Genomic DNA, 369 nt, shown 5'->3' on the forward strand with positions numbered 1-369 from the left:
CCAGGCCCATGCGCGCCCGGGGCTGCGGATTGCCGGGCGACGCCAGGACATGCAGATCGGCGCGACCCGCGTTGTCGCGGTGCGGGGCAAGGGCGCGCTGGCCGAGGTCCCGGGCTGTGACGGCGCCCAGATCCTGATCTCGAACCAGCAGGTCGGGCCGGGCCGGGATTGCACCGTGCTTGATATCGCGCGGCTGCGCGAGACCGGCGCCGTGGCGGGCTATCTCGGCGACACGGGGCTGGAGCTGGTCAGCGTGCGCGACCGCACCGGCGCGCGGCTCTGGAACAGCCGCCGCGCGCGGGAGGACACCTTGCTGGCCTGGCGCTGACCCGGTGTGGGGTGGCACGCGGGATCCCGCCGGGCGACGGC

At 75.6% G+C, this 369-nt stretch carries 1 pseudogene; it reads left to right on the forward strand.

The window, feature by feature from the left end:
* A pseudogene (locus tag ACH107_RS33610) lies at window positions 1-328 on the forward strand (competence protein); the annotation flags it as partial.
* Window positions 329-369: the final 41 nt, after the last annotated feature.

The organism is Roseovarius halophilus (ex Wu et al. 2025), assembly GCF_047086965.1.